6 protein-coding genes are annotated in these 26,807 nt (G+C 62.1%); 4 read left to right on the top strand and 2 right to left on the bottom strand.

The window, feature by feature from the left end; translation table 11 throughout:
* The first annotated feature begins 64 nt into the window (after positions 1–64).
* From ACILSO_RS06390 to ACILSO_RS06380, 3 genes are read left to right on the top strand one after another with little or no spacing between them, the layout of a single operon-like run.
* Positions 65–1,324 (top strand): DUF1552 domain-containing protein, encoded by a 1,260-nt coding sequence (locus ACILSO_RS06390; protein WP_395736541.1) that lies wholly within the window; start codon positions 65–67, stop codon positions 1,322–1,324.
* 42 nt (positions 1,325–1,366) lie between these two features.
* On the top strand, positions 1,367–1,633 hold the full coding sequence (locus ACILSO_RS06385) for a hypothetical protein (RefSeq protein WP_395736540.1): 267 nt from the start codon (positions 1,367–1,369) through the stop codon (positions 1,631–1,633).
* A 33-nt stretch (positions 1,634–1,666) separates the two neighbouring features.
* The gene (locus ACILSO_RS06380) at positions 1,667–2,041 is read left to right on the top strand and encodes a hypothetical protein (protein ID WP_395736539.1); all 375 of its coding nucleotides are present in this window, start codon (positions 1,667–1,669) and stop codon (positions 2,039–2,041) included.
* 54 nt (positions 2,042–2,095) lie between these two features.
* Here the strand turns inward: ACILSO_RS06380 and ACILSO_RS06375 are convergent, their stop codons facing one another.
* Positions 2,096–3,349 (bottom strand): MFS transporter, encoded by a 1,254-nt coding sequence (locus ACILSO_RS06375; RefSeq protein WP_395736538.1) that lies wholly within the window; start codon positions 3,347–3,349, stop codon positions 2,096–2,098.
* Between the two features lie 151 nt (positions 3,350–3,500).
* On the bottom strand, positions 3,501–4,916 hold the full coding sequence (locus ACILSO_RS06370; RefSeq protein WP_395736537.1) for a tetratricopeptide repeat protein: 1,416 nt from the start codon (positions 4,914–4,916) through the stop codon (positions 3,501–3,503).
* Between the two features lie 604 nt (positions 4,917–5,520).
* Here ACILSO_RS06370 and ACILSO_RS06365 point away from each other — a divergent pair.
* Positions 5,521–26,763: an autotransporter-associated beta strand repeat-containing protein gene (locus tag ACILSO_RS06365; RefSeq protein ID WP_395736536.1), complete on the top strand. Its 21,243-nt coding sequence runs from the start codon at positions 5,521–5,523 to the stop codon at positions 26,761–26,763.
* The last annotated feature ends 44 nt before the right edge of the window (positions 26,764–26,807 follow it).

The raw sequence follows: 26,807 nt of genomic DNA, 5'->3' as shown, positions 1-26,807 counted from the left end.
ACCGGTGCATGAAATTGCGCAAAGTCGCGTGTTCTTGAACAAATAACCGTCACCTTCTACCGCCATGCCCGCTCCACGACTCGACCGCCGCACCTTTTTGCGCTCCTCCGGCATCGCCATTGGCCTGCCGTTTCTGGAGGCGATGATTCCTGCCTCGGCCACTGAAGCAAAGAAGGCGCTCAAGGCCCCGCCGCGGATGGTGCTGGCAGGCCAGCCGCTGGGCATGTATGGGCCGAATTTCTTCCCCGAGAAAGCGGGCAGGGACTACGTACCTAGCCGCTACCTGAAAGGCTTGCAGGAGCATCGCGATCAGTTCACCGTTTTCTCTGGCATGTCGCACCGCTATGCAGCGGGACATTTCGCAGAGGTGGGCATCTTCACTGGCGTGGCACCGGAGCGCATCCGCGACAAAGACATCAAAAACGGCATTTCGCTCGATCAGGAAGTTGCCTCGCATCTCGGCAATCAGACGCGCTTTTCCTCCCTCATCCTCGGTGGTGGCGATGTGGCCTGGAACCGCCGGGGCGTGCGCATTCCCTCCGAGCAGCGCGCCACCTCTGTGTTTAAAAAACTCTTCATTGCCGGCACGCCGGAGGAGGAGGCGCGGGAGCTGCAGCGCGTGAAGGACGGCCAGAGCATCCTGGATGACGTGGGCTCTCAAATCAAAGCGCTGAACCGCCGCGTGAGCAGCACGGACCGCGACCGCCTGGACCTCTTTCTTTCCTCCGTGCGCGAGGCCGAGCAGACGCTTCAACAGGACGAGCATTGGAGCACCACGCCGAAGCCGCACGTGGACTTCGCCACGCCCACCACCGAGCCCAGCGGCCCGCAGCTCATGGAGCGCTCGCGCCTGTGGTACGACATCGTACACCTCGCGCTGCAGACGGATTCTACTCGTGTCGTTTCCTTGTGGATCGGCACACAGGAGCGCCCGGAGATCACGGGTGTGAACCTTGGCCACCACGATGCCTCCCACCACGGCCAGGACCCCGCAAAGCTGGAGCAGCTAGCCCTCATTGAAGAAGCCGAGATCAAAGTCTTCGGCGAGTTTTTGGAGAAACTGAAGCTCAGCCAGGAAGCCGGCCAGTCCCTGCTGGACCACACCGCCGTGCTCTACACCAGCAACCTGGGCAACTCTTCCTCCCACGACAACAACAACCTCCCCGTCATCCTCGCTGGCGGCACCTTCAAGCACCAGGGCCACCTGGCCTACGACACGAAAAACAACACGCTGATGTCGAATCTGTACGTCCGCATGCTCCACCACATGGGCATCGAAGCGCCGACGTTTGGCGCGAGCAACGGGGTGGTGAGCGAGGTGTAGGGGCGGAGACTCAAGAACTTTAGCTCATTCCAACAGCACAAGATGGACGATTTCGTTTGGATTTTTAACGGAGCAAAAGGCCGATTCCCTGGCGGAGTGTTCAGGTTGCGAGATCAGGCTGAAAGTTGGATCGCTGAACATTCACTGACAGGTGTCTTGACCCGGTATCCTGTGGATGTTGGAAGCTATGACTGGGCCGTGAAAAATGGTCATATCAAACCCAAGGATGAGCACGACTCGAATTTCATAGGTTCCTTCAGCTCAGCTTCGTTCGAGCATCATCACTATGAAAATGGCCTCCGTGATTGAAGGCTGAAATGGGTTGAGCCTATCAAACAAACCATGACCCACTCATTGCTGGCCACCACCTACCCAGGGGGAGCAGGTGCGTTGATAAGCGCCATCCTTTGGCTGCTTCTCACAGCCATGGCTGCGGTTGCTTTGGTCATTGGGTGCTTTGGCTTTTGGAGGCGTTTCAGCGGCTCTTCGGTTCCTCGCTCAAGTCTGAGGCTGGCTGTTTTGACGTCTCTCCTGGCCTTGGTGTTTCTTGTTCTGGAAGCAGGTTTTGTCGGGTGGGATGCTTTCTTTATTATAAGAGATACGTCGTTTTTTTATGAGCAGTTCCCGTCTCATTTCATCAGAGCATCATTGGATTTGGCCGCCTTGCTGCCCGCGTGGTTGGCCTTTCGAAAGATGAATCCACGAGTCAGCCAATAGAGCATAACTCCAGTTGTTTTGCTGTTTCAAGGCATACCCTGTCAGCGCAACGAGCTACTCAAAAATCTTCCGGTGCGGATTGATGAACACCCACGCCGCGGCTCCCACCAGGTAGAGAATGCCAATGAGGCAGACGGGCGCATTCCAATGGTAGTGCTCCTGCAGCCATATCACGATCAGCGGGCAGATCACGCTCCCGATTTGTCCACTCGTGTTCATCGCAGCGCCCACCACGCCGGTATGGCTGCCGCCAACGTCGATGACAGCGCCCCAGGACGCACCAAGCGTAAACATGCTTGCGGCCACGGCAGCCGCAATATACCAGGCTGCAAGTTCTGGATGTGTAGCTGTCGCTGCCATCAGCATCGCGACGCCTGCCACAATGTAGGACGCAGCTCCCACACCCACACGGCCGATGCGCAGTCCGAAACGCCGCACGGCGGCATCCGTGGCCAGCCCACCCAGCAGATCCGCCACCGGGCTCAGCAGCAGGGGCAGGCCAGTGAAAAAGCCCAGCCGCATCGAGTCAAAACCGTGCTGCTCCCGCAAGTAATCCGGCAGCCAGGTGATGCAGAAGTAGAAGCCAAAGCTGTTCGGAAAATACATGAGGCACAGCGGCAGGGTGTTGCGATGCAGCATTAACTGTCGCCAATAGGCCCAACCGGCATGATGCCCTGCACTCGCATCGCGCCCCGCCACGATCTTTTCCAGCTCCGCCGCATTAACTGCAGGATGCTCCTCCGGATCATCGCGGAACCATTTGAACCAGGCCAGTGCCCAAAGAAGGCCGGGAATGCCGAAGATCACAAAGGTCCAGCGCCATCCGCACATTCCCGCCACAGCCAGCGTGATCATGGGGGTCAGTCCGCCTGCGACATGCGCGGCGGAAAAGAAGACACCCTGAATGGTGCCGCGCTCCGAGCGGGGGATCCAGCGTGAGAAGGTGCGCGCCATGTTCGGCCACGCACCCGCTTCTCCGGCACCAAACAGAAAGCGGATGACCATCATGGATCCAAGGTTCCACGCAGCGGCGGTGGCCATGGTAAATACCGACCACCACGCCACGATGCGCGTGAGCACCCGCCGCGTCCCAATGCGATCCGCCCACCACGCTGTCGGAATCTCAAACGCTGCATACGCGATGGCAAAGGCGCTGAAGATCCAGCTCATCTGGTCCTTGCTCAGCCCAAGCTCGCTGCGAATGTCCGGCGAAAGCGTGGCGATGCACGCACGATCGAGATAAGTAAGCGCGCCAAGAGCCAGCATGAAGCCGACGACTTGGTAACGAACGTGGGTTGGGCGGAGCATCGGCAGTGAACGGGAGATTCCGTGGGATTCAATCAGTGGCCGAGAGCAGGGCGGGGAATAGCTGATTGGAGGGAAGGGGAGAAGGGGGGAATTCCCCTTCAATGGATGCTGGGAATATCCGCTGTCGATTTGCCACGACGACAATTCATCTTCAGTGCTTGTGGAGAAGGTCGAAAATCGCTCCCGCCTGCGGCTCAGAGGGCAGCGCTCCCTCGGCTCTGTGCGTCGTGAAAGCATCCACGGCTTGGACAAAGGGCCGCCAGCACGGGCGGTCAGAAGGCAGCACTGCGGCAAAAGCTGGCAGGAGGCCTGCGGCATGGGCCTGGCGCAGCAGCGCGCAGACCCGCTCGCGGTTCTGCCAGAGCATCCAATCCTCATGTGCTTGCAGGCCCTTGACCCATTCGTTCCAGAGGTATTGGGCCACGGGCCAATTCGCAGCCCAGACCTCCGCGGCAAGATAGACGAATACGTTGAGCGTGCCAGCCTTGGGTTCGGCAGCATGCGCACGGTCATACAAACGGCGTGTCTCCTCCACAGCTCCACGGCTGAGCAGCGCCACCCAGGCGAGTCCCCGCAGTGCAGGGGCGTAGGCGTCGTCACAAGCCAGGCTTTGCTGATAAGCGGCAGCAGCCTCTGCCCAGCGCCCTTGGGACTCACGCAAGTACCCCAGCGCCGTGTGTGGGCGGGGATTGGCGGGGTCTGCCGCGATGGCTTTGCGGTAGCACTCCTCCGCACGCAGCGGCTGTTGCAGATAGTCTTTGCAAAGAAGGCCCAGCATGCGGAGCGCGCAGGCATCGTGCGGCTGCAGGGTGATGGCCGCCAGGTAGCAGCCCTCGGCCAGCGTGGGCTGCTGAAGGTGGTAATGATACACCTGCCCCAGGCCGACGTGAGACTGAGCATTCGAGGGAGAAAGTTCCAGGACGCGGCGGTAATGCTTCTCCGCAGCGGCGTATCGATGCAACTGGCGCTGGTAAAGATAACCGAGCTGGCGATGCGGATACCAGTATGTGGCATCCAGCTCAATGGCGCGGAGGTAGTGAGGTTCCGCACGCTCAGGCTGGTCCAGCGGCCCCTGGTAAAGATCGGCCAGACCGATATGGGGGCAGGAGGACTGCGGGCGTAGCTCCATGGCCCGCCTGTAACACTCCTCCGCACGCTGCGGCTCACGCAGATGGCGGTGGTAGAGGTTTCCCAGATTGTCGCAGCACTCAGCTTTGCGGCAGTTCAGGGCCAGTGCATGCTCATAGGCACTGGCCGCCATGATGGCCAGATCCGGCTGCTGCGCTAGCGTCTCCTGTCCCCGGAGCATCCAGCCGATGGAAAACCATGCTTCCCCCGCAGCTGCAATCTGCGCCGGAGATTTCGGGCGCGCACTCATCGTGGCGCGCAGCAACTGCTGGTGGGCCGACAAAGCCACTCCCACCAGCGCGGGCGATCTGGCTCCGTGCAGCGTGCAGGTGCCTAAAAAGGTCAGCGCAGTCGTCTCGTCGTCCGTCCAATCAGCACCGATGGAAAAATCCGCCTCAGCAGGAGACGATTGAAAAGCTGGCTGAGAGTCATCAGGCATGGAGGCGATGCGGGTTGAGCAATCAGGCGCGCGAATGCCGCGAAGTCCAGCTGTGGTATTATGATGGCTCGCCAACTAGTCACGCTGAAAAAGGTTAAACACCCACGGTGCAAATTCTGAGTCACGTTTCGTCAAGGGGCGACTCCGCTGGGACAAAAGCGGGCGAGTTCTACACCCCGGCGGAGGCCTGCCGGGGCATCATGGAGATTCCGCCCCTCCTCCGGCGGCCGGCACGAGCGTGTATGCCCCGACCTCTGATTCGGGCGGTATGCTCATTCACACGCGGATCTGCGTTTGCAAGCCCGGTCGAAATCGCCGTGACCTCACACTTGGCGGTCAGCATACTCCCGGATTTGTGCAGTGGTTTGTTCATAATCCGGCATTTTAACAAGGTAAAACAAGCAGACCAACAAGGTAAATTATTGTATTACTTCTGCGTCAGTAAAAGCTTTGATGGATTGTCATGTTTTGCATTTGTCGATTGCCATCATGGCCTTGATTGCACATGCTCAGATGTTCCCAACTGTGCCCCTGTATGCCTCTTTGCAACCAACCGAGTCTGACGTCAAATCTTCGCCGCCACCGCACCCTTCTGGGGTGGTTGATGACCTGCCTGATGGTGGTGGTGCTGCCTGGAAATACGCTGCGGGGTGCAACGTTCATTTTCGACTCGGACGGCAATGGTGCCAATGGCGTAACGGAGGCTGCAGGAACCTTTAGCTGGAACCCCGGCGCGAGCTTTATTTTTTATAACGGCACTGCGACCGATGTCGCTGGGACCTCGAGCGATATCTACCAGTTTGGCAATAACAGCGCGGTGTCGGCTTATGCGGACACCATCAATATCACGGCGGGCAGCATTAACGGGCTGATTTTCGGCCAGGATCTCGGCACCTACACCCTGACCAGCACGGCGGGGAATGCGCTGTTGATCTTCGGCGGCGGTATTCAGGTCAACTCAGGTGCGCAGGCCGTCACCATCGGCAGCACCAACCTGACTCTGACCCTCATGGCAGCGCAGTCTTACACGAACAACTCATCGAACCTGCTGACCATCGGCGGCGCTGTCACGAACAGCGGCAATCTGCTGACGCTGAATGGTTCTGGAAACATCACGGTGAGCGGCGTCATCGGCGGCCTCGGCGGACTTACCGCAAGTGGCACTGGCACAGACATTCTCACGGCGGTGAACACCTACACCGGGGCTACCACCGTGGCGTCGGGAGCCACCCTGCAGCTGGGCAATCAGTCCACCAACAATCTGATCCTCGCCTCAGGCAGTGCGATCACGGACAACGGCACGCTGATCTTTGCGCCGGGCACCACGAGCCTCAACTATGCCAACGTCATCAGCGGCACGGGGAACATCACGCTGAACGGCTCGGCCTCTGGCACTCCGGCCAATCTCACTTTATCGGCCACTACCAGCACCTTCTCCGGCACCTACACGCTGAATCAGGGCCGCGTCACCGTCACTGCCAACACGAATCTGGGCACCAGCGGCACCAATGCCATCACCGTGAACGGCAGTTCCAGCGGGCTCACCGGCGGGCAGATTTTCATGAACACCAATGCGTTCACGATGACCAACCCCGTGACGCTGAATGGCTACGGCCCGTCGGAGGCTGTCGGCAATCTGGGCGCGATCCGCTTGAACGTGGCGGCCGACGTTTACTCCGGCACCATCACGCTGGGCAGCAATGCATCGATCAATTCGCAGAACACCGCCGTCACCGTTTCTGGCCAGATCCTCGGTGGGGCAGGAGCGCAGCTCATGATCGGTGCGCCGATCACCGGCACCGGTGCGGGGAACAACGGCGGCACCGTAACCATCAGCAATGTGGCCAACACCTACAGCGGCGGCACCCTGATCAGCGGGGAGACGGCTGCATTGGGCGCAGTGGGTGCGCTGGGCACCGGCGCGGTTCAGGTGGGCATCAATACCACGCAGACGAACTCGGGCCTGACGGAGTCCGTCGCCAATGCCCTCACCGGCACCAATTCGCTGACCGTCAATGCGGGCACGGCCACGCTGAGTTTTGCCAACAACTACACCGGCGCCACCGTCGTCTCTGGCGGCACGCTGACGCTCACCGCCTCAGGCGCAATCGCGAACACAGCATCGCTAACGGTGAGCAGCGGCACGCTGAATGCCAATGTGGCCAATGCCATCAGCGCCGGGATAAACACGGTCAATCTGGTGCAGACCGGTGGCACGGTGGCGCAGAGCGTGGCCAATGCGTTCAGCGGCCAGATGGCCCTGAACCTCTCCGGCGGGGCGACCAATCTCAGCCTGGCAAACTCCAACACGGGCGGGGTGAATATCAGCGGCACCAATGTGACCACAGCCTCGGCCGCGGGCGCGCTGAATGGCATCACCACCATGACGGGGGGCACCTTGATTTCCTCCATCGCCACCGGTGCCGCCAACAACGGCTCTGTCGTGATCAATGGCGGCCTGCTTTCGAGTGCGGCGGCTGGCGGCCAGTTTCAGAATGTGACGCTCAATTCGGGCGGTCTGATCAATCCCGGCGGAGTGGGCGTGAACAGCAGCGGCGCGCTGATCCTGAACGGCCTGACGACCACTGCGGGTGGCAAGCTGCAGTTTGATATTTTGACCCCCGGTTTGTTCGACCAGATCACGTCCACCGGCGCGCTGCAGGTAGGTGCTGGCACCCTGATTGACTTTTCCAGCACGGGCTCTCCCACGCAGGCGGGCAGCTACAAGCTCATCCGCTACACCGGCGTCGCGCCGACGCTGAGCAATTTCACACTGCCCACAGCGCCGACTGGACTGACCTACAGCCTGAGCACCGCCACGGACGCCGGGTTCATCGACCTTCTCATCACCGGCAGCTACTCTCCCATCAGCGGCAGCTGGCTGCCTACGGCGGCAGGTACCTTCAGCTGGAACAGTGCTGGAAACTGGAGCGGTGGAGGGGTGCCCCGCATCGCTGGAGACACCGCCAGCTTCAGCTCCGCCCTCGCCGGCGCAGAGACGGTCACCGTGGATGGTCTGCAGCACGTCGGCACGCTGACGCTGAATCCGAGCACCGCCTTTTCCTACACCATCGCCACCGGCACCACAGGCAGCCTGCTCTACCTGGACAACGGCCCCGGTGCCGCCGCCATCAACAACCTGGCCAGGAACAACGTCATCAGCGCCAATGCGACGCTGGTCAGCGCCAACACCAATGTCAATGTGGCCACCGGCACGCAGCTCACGCTCAGCGGCACTCTCAGTGGCGCGGGGGGGCTGACCCTCACCGGCCCTGGCACCCTGCTCATGAATGGAGTGGGCGCTTATACCGGAGGCACGACGATCAGTTCCGGCACGCTCCTCATCAGTGCAGTCGATGCCGCAGGTGTGACGCAGCTCAACAACGGCGGGGTCGGCACCACCACGCTCAATGGCGGCACTCTCAGCTTTTCCAATACCGCCGGCACCACCGCCGCCCCTACCTCGGGCTTCCTCATCGCCGTGGGGCCTGCCGGTGGCACGCTCAATTTGGGCGGCACCACCAGTGGCACCGGTGGCAAGCTGAACGTGCAGCAGCCCAGCGGCTTTCTCTCCGGCAGCGGCACCCTCACCAAGACCGGTGGCGGAGACTTGCAGATCGGCAGCCCCAGCATCGCCTTCACCGGCAATGTGGTGCTCGCCAGCAACGGCCTCATTGAAGATCAAAACGTCGCCGGGCTCGGCTTCGGCACCACAACCGGTTTCAACGGCGGCACGGTCACGATCAACGGCCCCTCTGGGACCAATGCGCCGGAACTCGTCGCCAGCGGCGTGCAGATCTTTAATCCGATCTTCCTCAATGGCGGCACCCTCAGCGCCAACAGCACGAATAACGGCATCTTCAACAGCACCGTCACCGTCACGGCCGCATCCATCCTGCGTGCCAGCCAGTTCCAGGGCCAGACCACCGCACAAAACTTCGCCATCAACACCCTCGCGGGCAGCGGCAACCTGGCCGTGAACGGCAGCACGACGGCCAACGCCATCGGCATGGTCACGCTGGGCAGCATCGGCACTTACACAGGGGCGATCACCATCGGTGGCAATGCGGCTCTGGGCATTCCCAGCGGGCTGTCCGCCTCCGTGCCAGCCATCTCAGCTTCTGCGACCACTTCCGGCCTCGGTCTGGTGGCCGATGGCGATGGCACCGGCACCCCGCAGACGATCAGTTTCACGCTGCCCGTCAATGCCACCACCTTCATCGCAGCGAACACCACCGGTTACATCGTGGGCAAGCAGGGCGCGAATACGCAGTTCAACCAGGCCGCCAACAAGACCATCAGCCTGGCTGCCGCTCTCCCGCTTAACAATGCCGCCGGCAATACTCTCAACGTGCAGGCCATCAACGGCTACGGCCTCCTGCTCACCGCGCAGCCCGCGCTCACCGCCACCACCACCTTCGGCGTCGGCACCGTTGGGAGCGTCGGCGGTACCGCTCCCACAGCGCAGGCTTCGAACGTGGTGGCCGCGTTGACCCTGCAAAATCTGACGGGTGCCTTCAACATCGTGAAGACTGGCGTCAGCACCCTGCAGCTCGGCATCAACGCCGCGGATGCCACCAACACTTTCGGCACCGGCGTCGCCAGTTCCATCGACATCCAGGGCGGCATCCTCTCCGCCTACAGCGATGCCAACCTCGGCGCTTCAGGCAATGGCATCCGCCTTAACAGCACCACGCTCGCGGAATTCCTCGCCCTCGGCACTTTTGCCACCAGCCGCATCATCACCCTGAACACCGCCACTGGAGACACCATCGGTGTGGCGGGAGGGCAGACGCTCACGCTGAACAGCGGCCTCGCCTATGCCGCCGTGGGCAACGTGCTCAACAAGGTTGAAAACGGCACCTTAGTGCTGACCGCCGCCGCGACGGGTTCGCCCACCAGTGCCACCAGCATCAATGCCGGCTCCCTGGCGCTCACTGCTTCCAATCAGGTCGGCTCCGGACAGATCACCGTTGCCAACAGCATTGGGGCTGCGCTGCAAATCAGCGGCGGCGGCACCTTCACACAGGCGCTCTCCTTGAGCAGCTATGGCATTCAGGGCAAAGGCGCGCTCGAAAACACCACCGGAGCCAGCATCTGGAACACCGGCGTGATCACCATGGCCAACGCCGGAGCCATCGGCAACGATGACACGGCGAACACGCTGACGATCAACAGCTCCATCACCGCCACCGGCTCGGTGGGTTTTGTCGGACCGGGGAACATCACCATCAACACCGCGCTGACCGGAGCTGGTTCAGTGACGCAGTATGGCAGCGGCACGCTGACCTTCAATGCCACCGGCGTCACTTACGGGAATCTCAGCGTGGACGCTGGCATTCTCAAAATGGCGGGCACTGCCACCGCGGGAGTCGGCACCACCAACGTCAATTACGGCGGCACGTTGACCATCGATGACACCACGACAAACACCCCCAACCGTCTGGCCACTCACTCGTTTGCCACCATCGGCGGCGGCACCTTCAATCTGCTGGGCAGCAGTACAGGCGCGACCAATGAAGCCTTTCTGGGGGCTAACAGTTATGGTCGTGGTGAGTTCACCATTGCCATCACTCCCGGCACCGGCCAGCAGGCCAACCTGACGCTGGAATCCACCGGCGGCACCTTCACCCGCTCAGCCCATTCCAGTGTGATGTATCAGGGCCCCGGCCTCGGCAGTGCTGCAGGCGCAAACATTGCCACGGTGAATGAAGGCGTGGTGGCCAACACCGGTTTTCAGGGCGCTTTTGTGACTGGGGGTATGCCCAATCAGCAGGTCCAGCCCTGGGCTCTGGTTTGGAATACCAGCAATGCTTCAAACACCATCACCTTTGCCACCGCCAGTGCCGCCACCGGGGCCCTCTACCGGCCGCTGGCGGCGGCTGAATCACTTGGCTCGCTGGTCAACTTCAACGGCTACAGCGGCAGCACCTTGGGAACGGCAGCCACGAACAGCGGCTCCACAACAGTCACTGTCAGCAGCACCGCAGGTCTGACTGCGGGTGAACTCGTGAGTGGCAGCGGCATCGCTGCTGGCACTTACATCACCAGCATTACCAATGGCAACACCTACGTGCTTTCGGCGAATGCCACGGCAACGGCCGCTGCTGCCGTGCTGACCTACTCCAGCGGCGGGACCAACATCACCGCGACTTCCGCCATCTCCACCAATTTCACCACAGCGGGCACGCTGGCCCCTGCCATCAATTCCCTCACGCTCGCCACCGGTGGCAGCCTGACTCTGGGCAACACCCAGACGCTCACTATCGGCGGCACCAATGGTGGCGGTATCCTGGCCACGGACACCAGCACCACCCTGCCGACCGCGCCGGTCAACAGCATCTCCGGCCCCGGCATCCTCACCGCGGGAGTAAACGAACTGGACATTCACACGATTGGAAATCTCACCATCAGCAGCACCATCACCGGCGGCACGGCCGGTGCGGCGGGTCTCGTCAAGGACAACAGCGGCACCCTGACACTCAGCGCGACCTCCTTCAACATCGGCCAGACTGTCGTCAACAACGGCACGCTGGTGCTGAACAAAGGCAACAATACCCTGCAGTTTGCCAATATCGCCGCGCTCGGTTCCGGGGCCGTCTTAAATCTCAATGGCAACAATCAGATAGTCTCTAATCTCCTGAGCGACTCCGTCGCCGTGGCGGGGCTTGGCACCGTGGGCGCCAATTCATCCGTCACCAGCACGGGAGGCATCCTGACTCTGAAACAGGACAACACCGCGCGCAGTTACACGGGTGTGATCAGCGGCGGGATGGGCCTCGTCGTTTCCGGCCAGAACACCTGGACGCTCACTCAGGCGCAGACCTACACCGGCCCGACTTTGATCAACACGGCTGCAGGCACGGTGACGCTGCAAAACAACGCCACCCTGCTGAACACCAGCGCCCTGACTATCAACCGCTCCGCCCTCGCGCTGGACAACACCGGCTCCATTGATGTGGCAAACCGTCTGCCAACCGGGCTGGCGATCTCCCTGGGCGGTGGCGGGATCAGTTACTTAGGCCGCGCGCAGTACACCTCCGCGGAAACGCTGGGCGCCATCACCGTCACTGAAGGCAGCAGCACCATCAATGTGACCAACAACGCCACCGGCATCAGCAGTGCGCAGCTCACGCTGAGCAGCCTGAGCCTCACCAACAATTCCACGGTCACCTTCACCAACTCCGGCGGCACGCTCGGCACCATCGGTTCGAATCCGATGATCTTCATCACCGGACAGTCCAGCACCAGCGCCACCGGCACCACCTCCATCCTCGGCGGCGGCTACATCGTCAACGGCACCGACTTTGCCGCCTACAATGCCACCTACGGCGTTGGCGCTCTCAATGCCACCGGCTTCGCAGGCTATTCCCCGCTCCTCATCAACAATGCGGCGGCCACCGACAACGTCTCCATCAGCGTCACTCCCGCCCTCGCCATTGGCACGCAGACCGTCAATTCTATGCGCGTCACCGGCACCACCGTCCTCACCCAGAACACCGGCACCACGCTGACGCTGGCCACCGGCGGGCTGCTGGACAGCAGCGCAGCCTTCACCCTCGGCAGCGTGGTAAACCAGGGCAGCCTCACCTCCGCCACGAGCCAGTTGTTCCTCTACAACAACGGCACCGGGGCCATCACTCTGAACAGCGCCGTCACTGGCAGCGGCATGGCGTTGATCAAATCCGGTGGCAGCAGCGGCGCCACCACGCTCAATGGCACCAACACCTACACCGGCGGCACCTATGTGAACCAGGGCACGCTCACACTGGGCAATGCCGGCAGCCTTGCCACCGGCTCGGGCACGGGTGGCACTGGCGGTCTTACGACATTGGGCAGCGGCGGCATTTTCCTCTATGGCGGCAATCTTACCCAGATCGCAGGGAGCAGCCTGTTCCCGGCAGCCAGCGGTGCGGCCTACTACACCTCCACCACTGGCGCGCAGGCCGCCACCATAACCGGTAGCAGTACACTGACGCTGAGCTCCAGCCTCTCTTATGCTGGCAGTGTTACCACGACAGATTCAAACACCATCACGCTGACCAGTACCGCTGGCATCGCGGTGGGACAGCTTGTCACCGGCACGGGCATTCCGGGCAGTGAGTACGTCACGTCGGTGAATCCGGCCAATAACACCATCACCATCACCAGCGGTCCCGGGGTTCTGGCAGGAACCAACACGCTGGCCTTCACTGTGAACAACACCCTCTCCAGTCTGACCTACAACAACGACGGCGGCTCCAGCCCGACGGTCGCTGTCACAGGCCTGCTCAAGATTGCCAGCGGCACCATCACAGCCTCATCCAACAATGTGGGCGGGGCTTCGACCGCCTCCGTCAACACGCTCAGTGGCGGCAACGTGGATCTGAACAATGTCGCCACTCCCACCATCACCGTCAATCCGATCAGCTTCAACAGCCAGAGCCTCGCGCCTCTCCAGCCCACGCTGGTCATCAGCTCCGCTTTGCAGAACGCCAGCAATCCCGTCTCGGTAACCGGTGGCGGCAATCTCCAGGTCAGTGGTGCCAGCACCTTTACCGGCGGCGTCACGCTGGCCACTGGCACCAGTTTGACAATCGGTGCGAACAGCACCAATCAGGCCAGCGGCAGACCGCTGACCGGTCCGCTGGGGCAGGGGACGCTGACGCTGGCAGGCAGCAACACGCTTTACAGCACCGGCACATTCACCGTGGGGAACAGCGTGGTGTTCGGCAGCAGAAGCCTCACCTTTGACGCTCCCAGCGCCACCGCAGCCTCCCTGACCCTGGGGGCCAATACCAGCACCATCGCCCTGCAGGCCGGAGGGGCCACGACGGTGACGGTGAACGCGCCCAACATGACCGGAGCCTTCGGAGGCTCCGTCACCGGCGCGGGATCCAGCATCATCAAGGCGGGTCTGGGCACGTTGCAGTTGAGTAACGGCGTCGGCGGTCAGAGCACCTTCAGCGGTGGAGTCTTCGTCAATGCAGGCACGCTGCTGGTCAGCGGCGTGGGGGCATCCGCCACTGGCCTTGGCACGGGAGCGGTCACCCTCAGCGGCGGTGTGCTGCAGCTACGCCACAACGGCCAGGGCAGCAATGGCTTCATCAACTTCAGCAACAACGTCCAGATCGACACCGCGCAGGCCAACGCTTACATTGACATCAGCAATGTCAGCGCCAACACCGGCAACACCATCGTCATGGGCAGCCTGGATTACGGCACCGTCAGCGGCACCACCTTTACCAGCACCGTGGCTGGCAATGCGGCCCCCGCAACGATCCTCAACGTGACCGGCGCGGCGGCCAATGCCTACAGGCTGCTGTTTGCCAGCACCACCCTGACCAGCGCCACGAGTTCCCCGGTCTTCAATGTCGCCTCCGGCATCAGCCTCATCCTGCCCGGCGGCTTCACCGTCGGCACCAATCTGCCGACCAACATCGGCGCCGGCACTCTGATCTACAGCGGCAGCAACGGTGGCACGGCCCCGACCCTCAGCGCCGCCACGCAGGTGATCATCGGTGCGGCGCAGAGCAGCACCCCGCTCGGCACCGGCACGCTCACCCTGGCCACGGGTTCGACATTGCAGATCACACCCGTTTATACCAGCTCGGTTAGCGCCGCCGGCTACACCTCGGGCGGCATGACGGCCAAATATTTCTCCACCGGTCTGACTACCATGGCCAACGCTGCCAGCAGCGGCATTGCCCCCGGCGCCACTCTGCTCGGCGTGCTGCCGAATGATTCGCAGCTGCGGCAGGAGCCCCTGGGAGTCAGCGCCGCATCCAGCGCCAATACCCTCATCCTTTACCAGGGCCTGCTGAAAGTCACCACCGGTGGCACCTACTACTTTGGCGGTGGCTCGGACGACCAGTTGCAGATCGTGGTGGACGGTGAGCTGCTGCAAACCGACGTCGGTAGTGGCCACGCAATCAATCAACTGGGGCTGCAAGGCATCAATCTGGCCGCCGGTCAGCACATGGTGACAGTCCGTGTGCTGAACGCGGGCAGTGGTGGTGCGTTGCAGGTGCTCTATGGCGGACCGGACACCGCAGGCAACAGCATGGCCGGCCTCGCCGCTGTCAACAACCTGCAGGTGCTGCCGCTCAGCGCCCTGTCCTATGCGGCGAATTATTCCGCCGCCAACGGCTATCAGAACGCCGCCATTTTGAACAATGACATCGCGGTGTCCGCCGCAGCTTCGGTCACCATCGACGGCCTCGGCACCGATTTGAACTATGCGGTCTCCAGCCTCACCCTTGGCAGTGGTGCGACTTTGAATGTGGCCAATGGCACAGGCACGGCGGTAGGCTCCCTTGGCAATGGGGCCTTCATCGTCACTGGCACGACCTCGCTCGGCACGGGTGGCATCCTCAATCCCACCACCGGCACTCTGGTGCTCGCGGGCGGCGTTAGCGATGGCGGCAACGGGCTAACCAAAACGGGGCAGGGCAATGTGATTTTCGGTGCCAGCGCAGGCACCTTCACGGGAGCTTTGAACATCAATGGCGGTTTCATCCAGCTGGCCGCTGCAAATGCACTGACCACTGGCACCACCACCATCGGTGTGGCCGTCACCACTCCTGCCACGCTCGACTTGAACGGGCAGGCCGTCAGCACCACCGGCAACATCATTCTCAATGGTGGCGCAGGTCCGGCCGCCAAGAGCAGCAGCGTCCCAGCGGGCCTTTACAACAGCACCTTTACCACGGCCTCCCTGCCTGCCGGCGGGACGCTCTCCATCGGCGCGGCAATCAGCACTGTGAATGCCAGCATCGGCGGTCCGGGCAGCATCAACCTCCTTGGGACGGTGCAGGATTCAGTGGCCGGTTCGGCGCTGGACAAGGTGGGCGCCGGCACTCTCATTCTGAGCAACACCAACACCTTCACGGGCCAGTTCAACATCAAGGCCGGCATGGTCCAGCTCACGGGCGCCACTGGCTTCACCAGCAGCGTGACCAATGGTGTGGTGGAGAGCGCGGGCACCACGGTGGATCTCAATGGTCAGGCCGTCACCACCTTGAAGACCTTGACGCTCAATGGCGTGGGCCTGACCGGCCTCGGCATCGCCAATCAGCTCGGCGCCCTCATCAACAGCAGTGCCACCAATGCCAGCTATGCAGGCAACATCACCCTGGCGGCGGCAAGCAGCATCGGTAGCCCCAGCCAGTTCGCCGGAACCAATGGCAGCATCACCCTCGGTGGGTCGATCACCGGCGCATTCAGCATCGTTAAAGTCGGTGCCAACAATCTGACGCTCACCGCCAGCGGTGGAACGGAAACCCTCCTGGATGTGCAGGCGGGCAGTGTGACGCTAAGCGGCAGCGGCAGCATGACCAGCCAGTCTCAGGCCAACCTCGTGCGTCAAGGCGCCACCCTCACGCTGGACAACAGCACCACGCCCATCAGCCAGCGTCTGGGCAATCGCGGTATGTTCCTCTCCGGCAACTTCGTGGTCAATGGTAACACCGGCACGGCCGTCGCCGAGAGCATCACCCAGGGAGCCAACAATTTTAATATCGGGGGTACCTTCGCCAACGGCTACGGCGGGGCGACAATCACTCTCAACGCCGCAGGCACACCCGGGGTGAACATCTCCGTGGCCTCCACCGCGACTTCCATCTTCACACGTGTGGCTGGCAACACCGCGCTGATCCGTGGTGACAATTTGGGCAACGCACAGGGCAGCGGTGTGGCCTCGATCTTTGGCAACGCCACCAGCCTCGGCCTCGCCACGACCAACCTGCAAAACATCGGGCAGGCTGGTGCCTGGAATGCGCCTAACGCCAGCATCTATCCCTGGGCGGTGGCCGATCAGTCGGCATCCGGCATCGGCACGGGGTTTGCCAGCTACAGCACCTTCGGTGGCACCGCAAACTTCGGCACTGCCAACACCGGCGGCATCGCTCCGCTCAGCCTGGACACCAACAACTACCTCACCTCGGTGCCCACCTTGAGCACCATCACCGGTACCACCGTGCAGCCGAATGCGAACGTCACCAGCGGGAACAATATCATCACCGTGGCCAGCACAGCAGGCTTGCAGGTCGGCCAGCTCGTCGTCGGCAGCGGTGTGGCCGCCAATGCGGTGATCACCTCCATCACCAACGCCACGACGTTTACCGTGTCCGCCAACTCCACCGCCACCAGCAATACCCCGCTGGTGATCTATGCCAATCCGGTCACGACTTTTGCAAACGTCACCACCACTGCCTCGACCACCGTCACCGTGCCCAGCACTGCAGGTCTGTACGTGGGTGAGGTGGTCACCGGTGTCTCCTCGCTCACGGGTGCCACGTCGGGCTTCATCACCACCACCAGCACCATCGCCTCCATCGTCAGTGGCACACAGATCACGCTGAGCGCCGCCGCCACCGCAGGTACAAATCCGCTGCTCGTCTTTGGCCTGCCCGGTTATGCCAACATCGTTTCCACCGCAGGCACCATCACTCTTGGGAACGCCAGCGTCCCGCAGGAAATCAACTCCCTCACCCTGAACAACGTCAGCGGCTCCACGGCCACGATCAACACCGCGCTGCAGCTCGACTCCGGCGGCATTCTGGTCCTCGGCACCAATGGCGCGCCCAACACCACCAGTTACACGATTCAAGGCGGCACACTGACGGGCACCAATTCGCTAAACCGCGAGCTCGTCTTCCACACCGTCGGCACCGGCACCACGCTGACGGTCAATGCGCCGATCTTCGTCAATGGCGGCGGACTCACCAAGGCCGATGGCGGCACGCTGGTGCTGGGCTCCGCAGAAACTTACACGGGGGACACCGTGATCAATGGTGGCACCCTGCAGCTGGCAGGCGGCCAGAACACGATCTTCAAAGTGTACAGCGCCCCTCTCGCGGCTGGCAATCCTGGCACAACGATCAATGGTCAGAACCTGACGGTTGATTTCGGCGGCACTCTGGACCTCAACGGCACCACGCAAACGGTGGCAAACCTGCGCAGTGGCAGCGGCACCGACATGGCCGGCGGCACTATCTTGAACAGCAACGCCAGCACCGCAGCCACCCTCCTCATCGTCACCAGTGCCAGCCAGACCTGGTCTGGAAACATGAGCAACACTGGCGCAGGCGTGCTGAATTTTGTCCGTGATGGCGGCATCTCCTCCGGCACCAACACGTTCACCATCAACTCTCCCCAGACGCTCTCCGGCACCTTCACCACCACCGGTGGCGCCACCACACTGACGGATCTGGGCAGCATCAGCAATGTCAGTGCGGTCAATGTACTGCGTTCCGCACTTATCTGGAGTGACACGGGTGTGCAGGCCGTGGCGAATCGCATTTCAGCCAGCACGCCGATCAATCTGACCGGCGGTGGTTTTCAATTTGTGTCACGTGCGGGTTCAGGTTCCACACCGGTGGACGCCATTTCTCTTGGCACCGTGAATCTTGGCATCGGGTCCAGCTCCATCAGCTCCACCACCGTCAGTCAGGGCGGCGCTTCGCAGATCACCTTTGCCGGCATCGGCACCCGTGCCCTGGGCTCTACTTTGAACTTTGCTTCTGGCACCGGGATCATGGGGGACAATCCCCGCATCATATTCACCGCTGCTCCAGCTCTGACCAACGGCATGATTGGCGCCTGGGCCACGGTGACCGGGGCGAGCGGGCAGGCTGGCGCAGCGTTTGCCACCTACGACCCGGAGTCGGGTGTTCGTGGCATTCAGTATCAGCCGACGGGCACTTATGGTGCTGGAGTGAACGCGCTGGTCTCGGCAAACGCCACCATTCCGGCGCCGCTGATGACGCCGACCGTGACCGTCGTCAATTCTCTCACTGCCGGAAACACCATCCTGAGCTTTACCAATCCCGATGACACGCTGCAGGTCACTTCCGGGGGCGTCCTGATCTACGGTTCAGCCGGCGGCGGAGCCAACATCGGCAACGTCGGCGCTCCGGGGCAGTTGCAGTCTGGCAGTGGTAACGATCTCTACATTCACCAACTCACTGGCACCTTCCTCAACCTCTTTGCCAAAATTATCGATGGCCCCAGTGGTGGCACCAACGTCATCGTGGACGGTATGAGCGGCACCGGCGCACAGGTGTTCTTCATCAATGCGAACACCTATGGCGGCACGACCTACGTCAGCAATGCCCAGCTCTTTGGAGCCAGCGTGGTTGGGCCTGCCATCCCGGGAGATCTGGTGCTTTCTGGTGGCAATGTCTCCGGCACGGACTCTGCCTCAGACATCCAGTCATCCTTCAATTGGAACGTGTCTGACCAGATCGTCTCCACGGGCAGCGTGATCATGAACGGCTCCAGCCGTCTGAACCTGGGCAGCGGCGTGATATCCGCAGCAGTGGCACCCAACACCCAGACCCTCGCCAATCTCACCATCAACAACGATGCTGGAACAGGCGCACTGGATGGCCCCACCGTCTTGACCGGTGCAGGCACGCTCACTCTCACTGGCCTGCTGCTTTCCACCAATAACACCGAGGTGGCCACCATTCCGACCATCTCCGGTTTCCTGGCGCTCACCAATGCCACGCCAACGATTCAGGTCGATCCCAATCAATATATTAGCAATCAAGTGGGCCTGGCCCTCAATGCCAACATCACGGCCTCCAGCCTGACCAAGACCGGTCTCGGCTGGCTCAGCATCGGCGGGCAGAGCATCAATCTGACAGGCACCACCTTCAGCCTCAATCAAGGCGGCCTTACATTCAGTCCATTGAGCGGCCTCAGTGGTGCCATCCTCGGCAGCACCGTCGTGATGGCGGCCAGCACCACCTTCGACACCCGTGGCAGCGCTGGAGTCGTCGGCTCCATCTCCTCAGCCCAATCCTCGGCCATCATCATGAATGGCATTCAGGGCACCGCAGGCACACTGACCACAGGACTGGACAACAGCAGCACCTCGTATGCGGGCACCTTCCAGAGCCCTTATCCGACCGGGCTGCTTAATGTGACAAAGATCGGCACTGGCACCTTCACCGTCAGCGCGGACAACACATCCTTCAGCCCTTCTGGCACCTTGCTGGTCGGCAATGGCATCGTTGATGACACGGGCAAATTGAACTTCCAGGCTTACACCCTGACAGCAGGCGGCACACTGCTGCTGGACAACGCCGCTGCTGTCAGCAGCAACCGTCTGGGCGGAACGACTTACACCACCATCGGCACCCTGGCTCCTGTGGTGCGAGCCATCAACATGCAGGGTGGCAGCCTCGTCATCGGCGGCAACTCCGGCACTGTCGTCAATGAATCCCTGGGCACGCTGGCCTCCCTCAATGGTGGCGGCGTCATCACGCTGAATGCCACCGGCACCGCAGGCATCAATGTGACGCTCGCGGGTGCTGTTGGACAAGGTAACACCTCGTCCTTGCTCATCCGTGGCACCGGTCTGGGCACGGCGGCTGGTGCTGGCATTGCCACCCTCCAGTTCAACACCGCAGGCGCGGCCGGCACTGCTGGCGGCATGACCCTTCTGGGTAGCAATGGTGCCAACAACACCACCACCAAATCGATTCGTCCCGACATCCTCGTGGACGCCAGTGCCACCGGAAATGGCACCAGCTTCCTGACTCTGGACAGCGCGAGCGGTCTGGTCCGTCCGCTGAATCCTGCGACGGAATTGCTCGCCAACTGGACCACCGCCATCACCAACACCACCAACGTCGGTCTCAGCACGGTGGCCTTTGGCGGCGCATCTGCCAACACCCTTGCCACCGGCGCGTTCTCAGCGAACTTGACCGCGAACAGCCTCACTCTGAACAGTGGTGGCGGTGTCAATCTGGCGATTATCAGCGGCAATAGCTGGGGGGCCAATGGTGCGCTCCTGAATGTAAACATTCAATCCTCAGGCGGTCTGCTGGCGCTGGCAGGCAACAGCGGCATCACTTCAGGCCAGTATCAGTCGAGCGGCAATGTAACACTCGACTTCCAGGTGCCCGCTGGATCTTCCTTCACGCTCAACGCCCTCATCAACAGCCAAAACGGCTGGGTCAAGGCAGGCGCAGGCACCTTGGTGCTCAACCAGGGCTACTTCACCAATGCTGGAGCGGCCAGCACGGTCACCATCAATGGCGGCACGGTACAGCTTGGCGCAACGGCTGGCGCCAATGCGCTCTTTGTGCTGCCAACGGCTACCGTTCCTTCGGCCACAAACCTGAATCTGAACAACGGCACCTTGGACCTGAATGGCAACAGCCAGCTGGTGGGCACTATGACCAGCAGCAGTGTCCTGCCCTATGGCGGCGGCACAGCACTCGCTCCGAACAACGTCATCACCAACACCAGCGCCACCGCCGCGACTTTCTACACCAATGCCGCAGCCACCGTCTTCAGCGGCGAGATCAACGGCAACCTGAGCTTCGACAAATCCGGCAACACGGCGATGAAACTCAGCAGCCCTTCAAGCTACATCGGCGCCACCACCATCCGCGGCGGCAGCCTCACGCTGCAGGACAGCGGAGTACTCACCGGCACTTCGTCGATCACACTCAACTATGCCGAATTGATCCTCGACAACTCGGGCCTCAGCGAGAACACGGCACGCATCAGCGCCACCGTGCCACTGAACTTCAATGGCGGCACCCTACGCGTGAACACCAGCTCGCTGGTGGATTCACAAAATCTAGGCACCATCAGCCTGAATGGCGGCTCCAACCTGTTCTTCATCACCGAGTATGGTGGCACCACCGTTTCCAACACGGCTTCCCCCACATTCAATGTGGCCAATCTGGTGCAGACCAACAATGCCGCACTGCTCATTGAAGCTCCTTACGGTGGTTATCTGGGCAGTTTTGCCAACGCCAATGCGCGCATTTTCGTCAACTCCATGAACGGCGTTGCCTTCAATGCCTCCAGCATGGTCAATGGCATCGTGGCTCCCTGGCTGCTGGTGGCCAATACCGGCAACACCGTCAACTTCGCGAGCTACTCCAACACGACAGGTCTCAACGGCACTCCTGGCCAGGCCGGCTCGGCCGCCCTGACCACCTTCACCGCAGCGGGTGCAGGCCAAACCACCAATGACACCATCATCGCGACCACGCTCGCCGCCACGGCGCAGACCATCAATACGCTGACCTTCACGGCCCCGGCTGCGGCCACGGTTCTCGGCATGAACGGCCCTCTCGATCAGCTTACCCTGTTCGCTGGCGGCCTGCTGATCAATGACAGCGGCAACAAGGGCGTGTCCATTCAGGGTGGCAGCCTCTCCGCGGGCCTGCCAAACACGGCTTCCACCCTCTATCTGCACAACTACGGTTCGACGGTGGCGTCCGTCATCAACTCGCCTATTGTCAACAATGGCACGGGAGCCCTCACTCTGGTCCGCGACGGCAACACGACCACGACCTTCACGCCACAAGTGTATGAAACCGTGTCGATCCCTGCCTCCGCCAGCACTTCATTGACGGTCCCGAATGCCACCGGGTTGGTGGTGGGCATGGGCGTGAGTGGTGCAGTGGCCAGCGGTGCCAGCATCACCGCAGGCACCACGATCACCGCCATCGCCGGCAACGTGCTCACTCTTTCGACCGCCACGACCGCAGGCACTACTGGCACTGTGGAAGTTGCCTTTGCCCCGGTGTCCACCACCACCGCCAACGCCAGCGTTACCAGCGCCAGCACGACGGTGACCGTGGCCCAGGCTTCACTGCCCACCAATTTCACACCCACTGCAGGCATGGCCATTGGCAATGCGGCCAACATTGTAGGTGGCACGACCATCAGTGGCACGCCGGTGCTGAATGCCGGTGTCTGGACCATCACGCTGTCCCAGCCTGCTATTTCCACTTCCAGCACTGCAGCGCTGACTTTCGGCGCTATTTCCAATACTTATACTGGCGGCACCTTCATCAATGCGAGCAACGATGGCTACGCTGGCGGCACGACCAACCTCAGCGGTCTCCCAGGGTCCATCGTCATTCCAGGGAACCTGACCATCAGCGGCGGTGCCGTCGTGACGATGAACACCAATCAGGGGCAGATCGCCGCCACCAGCAATGTCACCTTCAATGGCAGCGGCACCTTGACCCTCGTGGGAACGAACACGCTCAACAGCGTCACCTTCAACAATTCCGGTGGCAATGCCACTCCGACCCTGGCCACGGGCACGCTCCTGAACCTCAGTTCCCTCACTCCGATCACCGTGCAGAATGACAACTTGGGATTCACGCCGACCGTCAGCGGCACGGCCCTGAACTTTGCCGGTGCCAGCGCCACCATCACCACCTCCGGCCTCTCTCCGGACGACCTGATCATCAGCGCCACGAGCATCACTTCAGCGGGCACCATCACCAAGGCTGGCAGCGGCTCCCTCGTCCTGCCAAATGCGCAGGCCGCATCCTTGGCTTGGAATCTCAGTGCAGGCTCGCTGATCCTGAACAATGCCACGGCTCTGGGAGCCAATGCAGGCAGCACCTTGTCCATCACTGGCAGTGGCACCCTGCTGGCAGGCACCGCAGCGCTCACCGTCGCCACTCCCATCACCATCAATGGTGGCAGCCTCACCTTTGGTGGCACCTCCACAGTCAACAACCTCACCCTCAGCGGCGGCATCAATCTCGGCGGTGCGACCACTCCGGTGGTCTTCACCGTCACCAATCCCGTTGTGACCGGCACCATCTCGACCGCCGCCATCAGCAATGGCACGGGCGGCATCACCAAAGCGGGTTTGGGCATCTTGAGCCTGAACTTCGCCAGCACCTTCACCGGCCCCGTGAACGTCACCGGCGGTCTGCTCAAGCAGGGCGTGGCCAATGCCTTCGGCTCAACCAACACGGGGGCGGATTTCACCGTGGCCGCAGGGGCTGAAATGGACATCAACAACATCGCTCTGCAGACTGGCTCTCTCAGCGGCGGCGGCATTGTCACCAACTCCGGTGCCACCGTAGGCACCCTGCTGACCATCGGTGCGGGGTCCAATGCGACGAACGCCACCTTCAGCGGTTCCCTCGTGGCTGCTACCGCGGCCAATCTGGCGCTGACCAAAACCGGCACCAACAATCAGACCCTGAGCGGCCAGAGCTACTACACCGGAGCCACCACCGTCTCCGGCGGCACACTGACGCTCAAGAACGGCAGCACCGCCGCTGCGACTCCGACGCTGGCGAATACGGCCATCACCGTGGCAAGCCTGCAAACTCTCGCCATCAGCGCCGCGGGTGCGGACATCGGCACTCTGAATACCGTGACCGTGGGCAACAACACGACCACTGCCGCTGGCGCCGCGCTCACGCTGAGCCCAGGCACCAGCACCAATGCTGGCGCGAACTTCACCATGGCAGACGGCCTCATCGGCACCTTCAATCTCGTGCAAGGCGCGACCTTTGCCGGCAACGCGCTCACGATTGGTGGAACAGGCACCGCCGGCGTCAACGCCCCCGTGCTGACCTTCGACCTGAACGCAACGCAGATCGATACCCTGGTTGTGACCAAGGCTGTCTCCGTGGGTGCGAGCGGTGGCAAGCTGGCCTTCAACATTCTGCCCGGCACGACTTCGCTGGCACCGTCCTACACCTTCATCACGGCGGCCAGCGGTCTTGGCGTCGCCGGTCTCACCCAGGTCACCACCAGCTACTCCGTCGGCGGGCATACCTACAATGGCAGCCTGGCCACCTCGACAGCGACAACAGAAACCGTGACCTTCACCCAGACCTCCACTTTGGCGAATGCCTACTGGGGCTCCGGTGTTGGCAGCAGCGCGGGCACCCTGTTGTGGAATGCCTACACCGCAGGCGTGACCAACTGGTCCAACACACAGCCAACGTACACCGAAGCTGGCGTGCTCCCCGCCTTCAGCACCAATGTCAGCTTCAGCGTCGCTGGCACAGCCAATCTGTCCACTGTCCTCGGCGAGAACTTCACCATCGAAAGCCTCACCTTCCTTGCCAGCAACACCGCCGCCACCAGCATCGGCGGCACGAATTCGCTGACTCTGAACGCAGCGGGCGTCAATGGCAACGCCGCAGGCAACGGCATCACGGTGCAGTCCGGTGCCGGAGCCGTGACCCTGAGCACCAATGTGGTGCTGGGCGGCAGCCAGACCTGGACCAACAATAGCCCCACCAATCTCCTCACGGTCAGCGGCACCACCATCACCGGCACAGGAAACAACCTCACCATTGCAGGCGCGGGCAGCACGGCGATCAGCGCGGCCATCCAGACTGGCACAAGTTCGCTGACGATGGCTGGCACCGGCACTCTGACCTTGAGCGGTGCCAGCACCTTCACGGGCATCACCACCATCAACTCCGGTACCGTGAGCGTCGCGAATGATGCGAATCTCGGCACTGCTCCAGGAGCACCCGTTTCAAACCAGCTCACCCTGAACGGCGGTACCCTTGCCACCACAGCCTCTCTGACACTGAATGCCAATCGCGGTGTCACACTGGGGGCCGGCGGTGGCACCTTTGACACTGCAGCCGCCACCACCGCCCTCCTCAGCGGTCCCATTACCGGCAGCGGCAGCCTCACCAAGGTCGATGCCGGCACCCTCGTGCTGGCCAGCAGCAACAACTACACTGGCACCACCTCCATCACTGGCGGCACCGTCAGCATCGCCGCAGACAGCAGCCTGGGCACTGCGCCTGCCAGCGCCGTGGCCAGCCAGCTCACTCTCGATGGCGGCACCCTTGCCACGACCGCAACGGTGTCACTGGACTCGAAGCGTGGCGTGACCTTGGGTGCCGGCGGAGGCACCTTCAGCACCGCGCCTGCCTCCACCACGACCATCAATGGGGTGGTCACTGGCAGTGGCAATCTGAGCGCCGCCGGCTCTGGCGCCCTCGTGCTGGCCCCTGGCAACACCTACACCGGCACCACGACCATCAGCGGTGGCACCGTCAGCATCGCCGCAGACAGCAGCCTCGGAACAGCGCCAGCCACCGCCGTGGCCAGCCAGCTGATTCTTGATGGCGGCACTCTCGCTGCCACGGCCACCGTCTCTCTCGCGGCCACTCGCGGTGTCACCTTGGGCGGAGGCAATGGCCAGATCAGTACGGTCTCAGGCCAGACGACGACCATCAACGGCGCTGTCACGGGCGCTGGCAGTTTGTCCACCGCAGGAGGCGGCACCGTGCTGCTCACCGCCGCCAGCAACTACACCGGCACTACCACCGTCGTAGGTGGCACGTTACAGGTGGGCACCAGCGCCTCCGCCACGGCCAGCACCGGCACCGGCAGCGTAACGGTCAATGCCGGAGCCAGCCTCGCGGGTACCGGCTTGATCAGCAGCGCCACCGGAACCACCACCATCACCAGCGGCGCCTTCCTCACCCCCGGAGACCTCAGCGCCCCCACCAACAACGCCACCCTGACCATTGGCGGCGATCTTATCACCCTGGCAGGCGGCAGCCTCAACGGCCAGATCGGTTTGAAGATCACCGCGCCCACCGTCGCGGCAGACGCAGGATTCTCGAACTACTTTGTCGCCAATGGCGGCACCAAAACTGCCTTGGACTACTACAACAGCCTGCTGCCTGCGAACCAGGCCGCCTTGCTGGCCAGCTGGGACAAAGCTCCCGCCGGCACGACGCAGGGCTACGACTTCCTCAGCATCGGTGGCACGCTCACTCTCACCCATGGCAGCATCGGCGCTCCCACCATCCAAGTCATCAACAACAACTATAGCTCCGCCGGCCTAGGCGATGTCTTCAACCTGATGGATTGGAGCACACTCACCTCCAAAGACTCCGCCAGCGGTTTTGCCGGAGCCTTTAACGCCAGTTCCCTGAGCGACCTCAGCCTGCCCACACTTGGCAGTGGGTTGAACTGGGATGTCACCCTCTTCAACAGCACCGGCATCCTCGTCGTCATCCCTGAGCCCAGCCGCTTCCTGCTCCTCCTGCTCGGCTTTTTCGCCTTGTTTGGCCGCCGCCGTCGTCGCTTGGTGTGAGACGGAAAAAGGCGGCGCCTGCCATTGCCAAACTCCTAGTTTAA

Source organism: Prosthecobacter sp. (assembly GCF_044226605.1).
In the GTDB taxonomy this organism is placed as follows: Bacteria; Verrucomicrobiota; Verrucomicrobiia; order Verrucomicrobiales; family Verrucomicrobiaceae; genus Prosthecobacter.
This window is presented reverse-complemented; position numbering and strand designations above follow the sequence as displayed.